The 9,205-nt window shown below is 64.1% G+C and carries 9 protein-coding genes; 5 read left to right on the top strand and 4 right to left on the bottom strand.

Translation table 11 applies throughout. The annotated features are described in order from the left end of the window. The first annotated feature begins 335 nt into the window (after nucleotides 1-335). Nucleotides 336-716: a termination factor Rho gene (locus tag DMX12_RS02240; RefSeq protein WP_110675995.1), complete on the top strand. Its 381-nt coding sequence runs from the start codon at nucleotides 336-338 to the stop codon at nucleotides 714-716. 39 nt (nucleotides 717-755) lie between these two features. Here DMX12_RS02240 and DMX12_RS02235 read toward each other — a convergent pair whose 3' ends face one another. Then, nucleotides 756-989 carry a hypothetical protein gene (locus DMX12_RS02235; protein ID WP_110675992.1) on the bottom strand — a complete coding sequence of 78 codons (234 nt, stop codon included), beginning with the start codon at nucleotides 987-989 and terminating at the stop codon, nucleotides 756-758. A gap of 258 nt (nucleotides 990-1,247) precedes the next feature. Here DMX12_RS02235 and DMX12_RS02230 point away from each other — a divergent pair, with 258 nt between their 5' ends. Further along, a complete protein-coding gene (locus tag DMX12_RS02230; RefSeq protein ID WP_110676015.1) occupies nucleotides 1,248-2,474 on the top strand; it encodes an MFS transporter in 1,227 nt (408 codons plus the stop codon). Between the two features lie 56 nt (nucleotides 2,475-2,530). Here the strand turns inward: DMX12_RS02230 and DMX12_RS02225 are convergent, their stop codons facing one another. The 3 genes from DMX12_RS02225 to DMX12_RS02215 all read right to left on the bottom strand — a co-directional run bounded on the left by DMX12_RS02225 (nucleotide 2,531) and on the right by DMX12_RS02215 (nucleotide 5,231). Then, nucleotides 2,531-3,502, bottom strand: coding sequence for a biotin-dependent carboxyltransferase family protein (locus DMX12_RS02225; RefSeq protein WP_110675990.1), 972 nt, complete (start codon nucleotides 3,500-3,502; stop codon nucleotides 2,531-2,533). Then, nucleotides 3,499-4,386 (bottom strand): allophanate hydrolase subunit 1, encoded by an 888-nt coding sequence (locus DMX12_RS02220; protein WP_054913055.1) that lies wholly within the window; start codon nucleotides 4,384-4,386, stop codon nucleotides 3,499-3,501. The genes DMX12_RS02225 and DMX12_RS02220 overlap by 4 nt, the downstream gene beginning before the upstream one ends. 86 nt (nucleotides 4,387-4,472) lie before the next feature. Then, nucleotides 4,473-5,231, bottom strand: coding sequence for a 5-oxoprolinase subunit PxpA (locus tag DMX12_RS02215; RefSeq protein ID WP_009682146.1), 759 nt, complete (start codon nucleotides 5,229-5,231; stop codon nucleotides 4,473-4,475). A 121-nt stretch (nucleotides 5,232-5,352) separates the two neighbouring features. Between DMX12_RS02215 and DMX12_RS02210 the strand changes: the two genes are divergently transcribed. The 3 genes from DMX12_RS02210 to DMX12_RS02200 all read left to right on the top strand — a co-directional run bounded on the left by DMX12_RS02210 (nucleotide 5,353) and on the right by DMX12_RS02200 (nucleotide 9,198). Then, nucleotides 5,353-6,270 (top strand): LysR family transcriptional regulator, encoded by a 918-nt coding sequence (locus DMX12_RS02210; RefSeq protein ID WP_009682147.1) that lies wholly within the window; start codon nucleotides 5,353-5,355, stop codon nucleotides 6,268-6,270. Nucleotides 6,271-6,376: 106 nt separating this feature from the next. Beyond that, the gene (treS, locus tag DMX12_RS02205; protein WP_110675988.1) at nucleotides 6,377-8,443 is read left to right on the top strand and encodes a maltose alpha-D-glucosyltransferase; all 2,067 of its coding nucleotides are present in this window, start codon (nucleotides 6,377-6,379) and stop codon (nucleotides 8,441-8,443) included. A 125-nt stretch (nucleotides 8,444-8,568) separates the two neighbouring features. Beyond that, on the top strand, nucleotides 8,569-9,198 hold the full coding sequence (locus tag DMX12_RS02200; protein WP_009682149.1) for a riboflavin synthase: 630 nt from the start codon (nucleotides 8,569-8,571) through the stop codon (nucleotides 9,196-9,198). Nucleotides 9,199-9,205: the final 7 nt, after the last annotated feature.

Raw genomic sequence — 9,205 nt, 5'->3', positions numbered from 1 at the left:
GTTTCGGGCCAGTGAGGCCTGTGAGAGGCGCGCGCGACCGCCTGGTTCATACGACGCGATATTGAGGCATGCGCCAAAGGGTTCGCGCGCAAATCCCCCAGGCATAATTGGCCCGAAACAAACGTAGGAGCGAGCGCAGCTCGCGATGCGCCGCGCGGGCGGCGCTCGATCTCACAGGCGCTGAAGATACTGCGGCTACCCTTGCCCGAAACCAGAGAATCTCCCACAGGGGCTGTTGTCGTCGATGCGCCCCCGCGGTGCCGCTCGTCCAGTGACCGGCACTCTCTGGCGGGGAGCGTTTCAACCGTTCAGGTACAACTGCAGGAGTGAACACCATGCCACGCGGCGACAAAGGCAAGTACACCGAAAAACAGAAGCGCAAGGCCGAGCACATCGAGCACGCCTACGAGGATAAAGGCCTGGCCAAAGAGGAAGCCGAAGCGCGCGCCTGGGCCACGGTCAACAAGCAATCCGGCGGCGGTGAAAAGCAAGGCGGTTCAGGGAACAGCACCTCTGCCAGCGAGAAGAAAACCGCCCGCGCCGATTCGGCCAGGCGGGCAGCACACACCCGCCACGGACACGCGCGCGCATCCAGCAGCTCACTGGAAAGCCAGACAAAGGAAAGCCTGCTGAAGGAAGCCCGCAGCAAAGCCATAAAAGGCCGCTCCAGCATGATCAAGGCCGAACTGGTCGCCGCCCTGCGCAAGCACGGCTGATCGCTACCCCCACCCCTTGGTGAGGCCCACCGTACGTGACTAGACCATGCCGGCGATCTCCGCAGCGTCGGCATCCGGGCAGCGGTTGCGACAGTCACACTCGAATTCCGCCTGGGCTCGGGTGGCAAAGTTCAGGCTCAACCGCACCTTGTCTTGCGTATCGTAGAGGTCGTAACCCTCGCTCAATGCAGCGGGAAAGCCAAGCCGCCGAGGCTGAACCTCTTTTTTCAGCGGCACTGCGGGAACCACAACGAAGCGTGTTTGCATGATCATCCCTCTGCGGCCGTGATTTAGTATTAGTACTGCTAGGTGAAAGCATCAAGAAGACTCATGCAATATTTTGGGTCAGCGGTCTGCACGCCGAGGCGTCATTCGCCAGCAACCGCTCTGCGCCCGGCGTTTCATCGATGGCACTGATGTTCACTATCACGCCGTTCGCCTGTCGGCCGCCCACACCCACCCCTATAATCCCCGGCCGATCCCCCCTCCCGCGCCTGCTACAGGCGTCATCCCTCCTTGGAAGTCACCACCATGCCAAGTGCCAGCCAGGCCCCACGGGGCCGTCCTGAACATAATCAACAGAGCGTGACCCAGCAGTGGCTGGCGATCCTCTCGGTCGCCATTGGTGCCTTCGCCCTGGTCACCAGCGAATTTCTGCCGGTGGGCGTTCTCAACGATGTCGCCAGCGACTTGGGTATCAGTGCAGGCTTCGCCGGCCTGATGGTCACCTTGCCCGGCATCATGGCCGCGCTGGCCGCCCCGGCCATTTCCGTGGGCGTTGGCGCGCTGGACCGGCGCTACCTGCTGATCGGCCTGACGCTGATCATGATCATCGCCAACAGCATCGTCGCCTATGCGGGCGACTTCAGCCTGCTATTGCTCGGCCGGGTGCTGCTGGGTGTCAGCATCGGCGGCTTCTGGGCCACGGCCATCGCCCTCAGCGGGCGCCTGGCCCCTGAGGGCGTTGGCGTGGCCAAGGCCAACTCGATCATCATGGCCGGGGTGACCCTGGCGACGGTGGTGGGCGTGCCGGTAGGCACCTGGCTAAGCGGCCTGCTGGGCTGGCGAATGACCTTCCTGGTGACTGCACTGGTGGGCGTGCCCGTGCTCCTGGCGCAGGTGTTGCTGCTGCCGCGGCTTTTGCCCGAAAAAGCCATTGGTGTGCGCGACCTGCCGGCGCTGTTCATCAACCCGCAAGCGCGTGTGGGCCTGATCGCCGTGCTGTTGATTGGCCTGGCGCATTTTGCCGCCTACACCTATGTAGCGCCGTTCTTCAAACAGAACGCCGGCTTCGACGGCCCGACCATCGGCTCATTGTTGCTGCTGTATGGCGTGGCCGGGTTCATGGGCAATATCTTCGCCGGCTTCGCAGCCAACCGCAGTGTGCGCCATTCGCTGATGCTGGTGGCACTGCTGATCGCCGCCAGCACAGCGCTGTTTCCGTACTTCGCCACCGGCCTGACCGGCGCGGCGATGCTGATTGCGCTGTGGGGGTTCGCCTTCGGCGCGTTCCCGGCCTGCGCCAATATCTGGATGTTCGTGGTCGCGCCCAAGGATGTCGAGCGGGGCATGCCGCTGTTCGTGGCCTTGTTCCAGGTGATCATTGCCGTAGGCTCGTTCTTTGGCGGCCAAGTGGTGGACCACATGGGCACCGCAGTGCTCTTGAGCCTGGCCACGGCCCTGGTGGGCTGTGGCTTCGTCACCGTGCTGGTGCTGGGGCGCAACGTCAGTAACGGTTTGGCCCAGCAACCCGCGTAAATGGCCGGGCGGGGTTGGCGGCCCTTGTCCCCCCGCATCGGCCAGTTGTCCTCCGTTCAGCTGAACAACCGGCCCAGGCACGCCAGCTTCTTCTTGTAAGAGCGGCGTGCCTCCAGCGCCTGCTCCAGGCTGACTTTCAGAAAGCGTGCCTGCTGATTCGGCTGCATCTGCCCGATCAGGTCGAGGTCGGCGCTGATCACCGTGCCAATCATGGCGTAGCCACCGCCCGATACGGCATCCCGGTGCAGGATGATCGGCTCCAGCCCGGCCGGAACCTGGATCGAGCCGATGGGGTAGCAGCTGTCGACGATGTTGGAAGGGTCCGAACCAGCACCGAACGGTTGCTCCCGTGGCTGGAAACTCAAGGCACTGCCGCCTTTGTAGCGGTAACCGATGCGATCCGCCTCGGAGCCTACCGTCCAGGCTTCGGTGAAGAAGCTTTGCGCAGCAGCTTCGGTCAGCCGGTGAAAATACAACCCCGGCACCACCCGCAGCACCACTTCGCCGCCCAGGGCCTGGCGCAGTGCCATCGGCAGGCTTGCGCCGGCGCGGCCGGTGCCGGTGGGCGTGCCGACCGGCAACAGGTCACCGGCCAACAACTTGCGCCCCTGGAAGCCACCCAAGGCCCCAAGCGCGTAGGTCGATCGGCTACCCAGCACCTCGGCCACATCAATCCCCCCCGCCACTGCCAGGTAGGCCCGCGCCCCCGCCGTCGGGAAGCTGAAACGCAGCACCTGCCCGGCGCGCACGGCAAATGCCGTGTCAGGCCGCTGCTCGCGGCCATCGAGCAAGGCGGGCATCTGCGCACCGCACACTGCCACCAGCGCATCTGCCTGGAACTCAAGTTCAGGGCCGACCAGCGCACATTCCAGGCCGGCAGCGCCCGGCGGGTTGCCCACCAGGTAATTGGCTGCGCTCAGGGCATACTGGTCGAGCGCGCCAGATGGCGGAATGCCCAGGTGGTAATAGCCTTCGCGGCCCAGGTCCTGCACGGAGGTCGCCAGGCCCGGTTTGAGTACCTTGATCATGCCAGCACCTCCTGCAGCGATTTCGGGTAGCCGACCGGGTCGGCAAGGAATGCGTCCAGGGAAAACACCACCGGGCGAATGCGCAGGTCGAAACGGCCCTCCTCCACCTCAGCCACTGCCTGGTCATACGCGCGGCGGTCGATGGGTTTGAATTGCACGATGTCACCTGGGCGGAAGAACACCATGTGCTCCTTCAGGTAGCTCAAGGTCTGTTGCGGGTCGTAGATCGGTGCCGGGGTGACGCCGAACATCTGGTAACCGCCCGCGCCGCGCACCGAATAGATGCAACCGAAACAACCGCCATGGCCCAGGGTCAGGCGGGGCGTGTCGGTACGCGGCCGCAGGTACTTGGGCACTTGCAACTGGCGCTGGCGCTCGACCATCTGGAACATGAACGGCAGGCCAGCGACGAAGCCGACCATGGAAACGAACCACGGTGCACCGCTGTGCGCGGCAATGAACGCGTCGACATCGGCCAGGCCGTTGATGCGGGCCGCGTACTCCAGGTCGGTGCTGGCCGGGTCCTGGTGGCGGTCCCGAAAGCGCATCAAGGTTTCGTGGGTCCAGGGGTCGTTGTACAGCACCGGAATCTCAATGATGCGGGTATGCAACGAACGCTCGGCCACCGCCTGCGCTTCGGCACCGCGCACCGCTGCCAGCAGGGCATCGGGGGCGATGCGGTCGGGGTCGAAACGCACCTGGAACGACGCGTTGGCCAAGCACACATCCAGCACGCCGTCCAGCGCCAGGCGCTCTACCGCACGGGTGACGGCCATACCTTTGAAGAAGGCTTCCAGCGACATGCTCTCGCTGACCTCGGCAAACAGGTGCTCGTCGGCGCCGAAGCTGTAGCGGATAGGCGTTGTAGCAAGCGATTCGGCCATGACTGTTCCTTTTCTTGAAATCTTTATAGAAAGGCAGGCGAAAACAACATGATCAGGCTCCGGCCTGTGGCTGCCGGATGCCAGCGTCAGCGCGGTGCACGCACCACGATGCCAGCCTGGTCCAGCGCCTTGCGCGTGGCCTCGACCAGGTCGAGGGCGCCTGGCGTGTCACTGTGCAGGCAAATGGAATCGAACTCGATGGCCAGGTCCTGGCCCTCGACGGTGCGCACCACACCTTGCCGACAAGCCCGCAGTACGCGCTCGGCGACCGCCAAAGGCTGGTAGCCCCTTACGTTACGGGTGAACACGATCGAGCCGCTCAGGTCGTACTCGCGGTCGGCATAGAACTCGCGCACCACCGGCTGGCCAAGCTCCTGGGCAATGCGGCAGATCACCGAGCCAGGCATGCAGAACAGCAATAACTGCGGTTCGATCAGCCGCAGGTTTTCCACCAGCAAGCGTGCAGCTTGCTCGTCACGGGCCAGGTGCATGTAAAGCGCCCCGTGGGGTTTGATGTGCTGCAGGCTCACGCCCTGGGCCCGGGCGATTTCACGCAGCGCCCCGAGCTGGTAAAGCATGTCGTCGACCAGTTCCTGCGCCGATGCGTTGATGTGCCGGCGACCGAAACCGACCAGGTCGCGGAACCCCGGGTGTGCCCCCACGGCAACCCCCAGGGCCTTGGCCCGCTCCACCGTACGGCGCATGGTGCCGGGGTCGCCGGCATGAAAACCGGTGGCGATATTGGCGCTGCTGATGTAACCCATCAGCTCGTTATCCACGCCGTCGCCAATGGTCCACGGGCCAAAGCCCTCGCCCATGTCCGAGTTGAAATCCACTGCTTGCATGACCGTATCTCCCTGGCGCTTGTGGCTGCATGCAAGCCACGTTAGATTCTCCCCTACCCCTTGGGAAGATCTATAAACAGAATGGGTGTCTTCGGAAAAACAGATACCCCGGGAGCCTGCCGTGTCACTTACCTTGCGCCAGGTGCGCTACTTTGTCGCCACTGCCGAAATCGGCCAGATCTCCCAGGCCGCCATCCACCTCAATATTTCCCAGTCGGCGGTCACCACGGCAATCAAAGAGCTGGAGGCCATGCTCGGCGTGCTGCTGTTCCAGCGCTCCGCCCAGGGCATGAACCTGACCGAAGCCGGCCGGCACTTCCTCAACCGCGCCTACGTCATCCTGCGCAGCGTCGACGATGCGCTGAACAGCCCTTTGCCGGACATACGTGCCAGCGGCCTGTTGCGCCTGGCAGCCAGCTACACGGTGATCGGCTACTTCCTGCCGCACCACTTGCAGCGCCTGGAACACTGGCACCCCGACGTGACCCTGGAACTTTACGAACAAGAGCGCAGTGCCATCGAGCAAGGGCTGCTGGAGGGGCGTTTCGACATGGCGGTGGTGCTGACCGCCAACCTGACCCACCCGGCTATCGTTTCAGAAACGCTGTTCAACTCCGAGCGCCGCCTATGGCTGCCCGCGCACCACCCCCTGTGCGAACGCTCGGCCGTGAGCCTGGCCGATGTCGCCACAGAGCCGTTCATTTTGTTGACCGTGGACGAAGCCGAGCAAAGCGCCATGCGCTATTGGCAGCAGGCCGGGCAACGGCCCAGCGTGCGCGTGCGCACCAGTTCGGTGGAGGCGGTGCGCAGCATGGTCGCCAATGGCAGTGGCGTAGCGATTCTGTCAGACCTGGTGCACCGGCCATGGTCGCTGGAGGGCAAGCGCATCGAAACAGTGACCATCAGCGACCCGGTAGCGCCCATGAGCGTGGGGCTGGCCTGGCACCGCGAGCGGGCGTTCAGCCCGGCGATGCAGGCTTTGCGCAATTACTTCCACGGTGCCTTCCTGGCACCGCAGCAGTGGGCTGCACGGCGCTGAACACGCTGTGCCAGGCATTTCGCGCAGGGCCTGGCTCCCGGCCGAACGATCCGACCGCTCTGCCGTCATAACCTGAGCCGGTGCCGACACGCAAAGAGGACGCGAAATGACCCAGCCCGACCCTGCATACGTGAAATGGCTCGAAGCGCGCGCCATGCTCAAGGCTTCCCAGGAGCGCGCCAGCCTTTATTCAGGCCAGTCGCGCCTGTGGCAACAACCCTACGCCGAGGCTCAGCCCCGCCGGGCCACTGAAATCGCCTCGGTCTGGCTGACCGTTTACCCCGATGCCATCATCGCCCCAGAGGGCTGCTCGGTGCTCGGTGCCCTGGCCCATGAAGCCTTGTGGAAGCGCCTGTCGGAAATCGGCATTCAAGGCCTGCACACCGGGCCGATCAAGCTGTCTGGCGGTATTCTCGACCGCGAGCTCACACCCAGCGTGGACGGCAACTTCGACCGCATCAGCTTCGATATCGACCCGCTCTATGGCAGCGAGCCGGAGCTGATCCAGATGAGCCGCATGGCCGCCGCGCACAATGCGGTGACCATCGACGACCTGATCCCTTCGCACACCGGCAAGGGCGCCGACTTCCGCCTGGCGGAAATGGCCTACGGCGCCTACCCGGGCCTGTACCACATGGTGGAGATACGCGAGGAAGACTGGCACTTGCTGCCCGAGGTGCCACCCGGACGTGACTCGGCCAACCTGCTGCCCGCACAGTGCGACGAGCTCAAGGCACGCCATTACATCGTCGGGCAGTTGCAGCGGGTGATTTTCTTCGAGCCGGGGGTCAAGGAAACCGACTGGAGCGCCACCCCACCGGTCACCGGTGTCGACGGCAAGACCCGGCGTTGGGTCTACCTGCACTACTTCAAGGAAGGCCAGCCGTCGCTGAACTGGCTGGACCCCACCTTTGCCGCCCAGCAGATGATCATCGGCGACGCCCTGCATGCCCTGGATTGCCTGGGTGCACGTGGCCTGCGCCTGGATGCCAACGGTTTTCTCGGGGTGGAAACCCGCGCCAGCGGCACCGCCTGGTCGGAAAGCCACCCGCTGTCGCTGGTCGGCAACCAATTGATCGGTGGCATGATCCGCAAGGCCGGCGGTTTCAGTTTCCAGGAGCTGAACCTGACCCTCGATGACATTGCGCAAATGTCCAAGGGCGGTGCCGACCTGTCCTACGACTTCGTCACCCGGCCCGCCTACCAACATGCCTTGCTGACCGGCGACACCGAGTTCCTGCGCCTGATGCTCAAGGAAATGCACGCCTTCGGCATCGACCCGGCCTCACTGATCCATGCCCTGCAGAACCACGACGAATTGACCGTGGAGCTGGTGCACTTCTGGACCCTGCATGCCCATGACATGTACCTGTACAAGGGCCAGACATTACCCGGCAACATCCTGCGCGAGCACATCCGCGAAGAAATCTACGAACGCCTGTCGGGCGAGCATGCGCCCTACAACCTGCGCTTCGTCACCAATGGTATCGCCTGCACCACCGCCAGCCTCATCACTGCGGCACTGGGCATCCGCGACCTCGACCAGATAGGCCCGGCGGACATCGAGCAGATCCAGAAACTGCACCTGCTGCTGGTCATGTACAACGCCATGCAGCCAGGTGTGGTGGCGCTGTCGGGCTGGGACATGGTCGGCGCCCTGCCCTTGCCTGGCGAAGCCGTGGCCGAGCGCATGCTCGATGGCGATACCCGCTGGATTCACCGCGGCGGCTACGACCTGGCCGGGCTCGACCCGCAAGCGGATACCTCTGTACGCGGCATGCCGCGGGCGCGGGCGCTGTATGGCAGCCTCGACAGCCAATTGGACAACCCTGACTCGTTCGCCTGCAAGGTGAAAAAACTGCTCGCGGTGCGCCAGGCCTACGGCATTGCCACCAGCCGCCAGGTGCTGGTGCCGGAGGTCAGCAGCCCTGGGTTGCTGGTCATGGTGCATGAGCTACCGGCCGGGCGCGGCATCCAGATCAGTGCGTTGAACTTCAGCCAGGAGGTGATCGCCGAGGAGCTACTGCTCACGGGCTTCACGCCAGGGCCGGTGGTGGACATGATCAACGAAACGGTAGAAGGCGACCTGACCGAGGATGGCCGTTTGCTGGTGAACCTGGACCCGTACGAAGCGCTGTGCCTGCGGATCGTCAACAGCACCGGGCATGTGTGAGCCGGCCAGCGCCCTGGGTGTGCCCGCCCGCATGCCTGGGCAGCACCAGGGCGCTGGCGCCTTGCTTTTGAGGCCGTACAGGCATAGCGTTCGGGTGTTTTCTTTTCGCGCCCAGGAGCAACACCATGTACACCGGCATCGTCCAGGCCGTCCGCCCACTGCTTGATGTGACCAGCTACCCGGGCCACAACCAGTTCACCATCGACCTCACCCCGGAACTGCTCGATGAGTTGAAGATCGGCGCCAGCGTCAGCGTCGAGGGCACGTGCTTGTCTGTCACCGAGATCGACGGCAGCCACGTCAGGTTCGATGCAATGACGGCCACCCTGGAACGCACCAACCTGCGCAATTTCAAGGCCGGCCAGGGGGTTAACATCGAGCGTTCGGCGAAGATGAACGCCGAAGTCGGCGGCCACCTCATGGCTGGCCACATTGCCACGACCGCAGAAATAGTCGAACTGTCGATCGAGCAGACCGGCGCCTTCATCCGTTTCCGCATGCCGCCGCCATGGGGCAAGTACGTGTTCCCGCGGGGCTTCATCGGGGTCAACGGCTGCAGCCTGACCGTGGCCGACGTGGAAGACAACCTGGTCACCATCAACCTGATCCCGGAAACCCTGCGCCAGACCACGTTCGCCAGCTACGCTGCCGGCGACTTGCTGAACATCGAGGTCGATCACCAGACCATGGTGCTGGTGGATGTGGTCGAGCGCACCATCAAAGGCACCCTGGCCCGCGAAAACCTGTTGCCCTGAGGCCTGC

It is taken from the genome of Pseudomonas sp. MB-090624 (assembly GCF_003205245.1).
GTDB lineage: Bacteria > Pseudomonadota > Gammaproteobacteria > Pseudomonadales > Pseudomonadaceae > Aquipseudomonas > Aquipseudomonas juntendi.
This window is presented reverse-complemented; position numbering and strand designations above follow the sequence as displayed.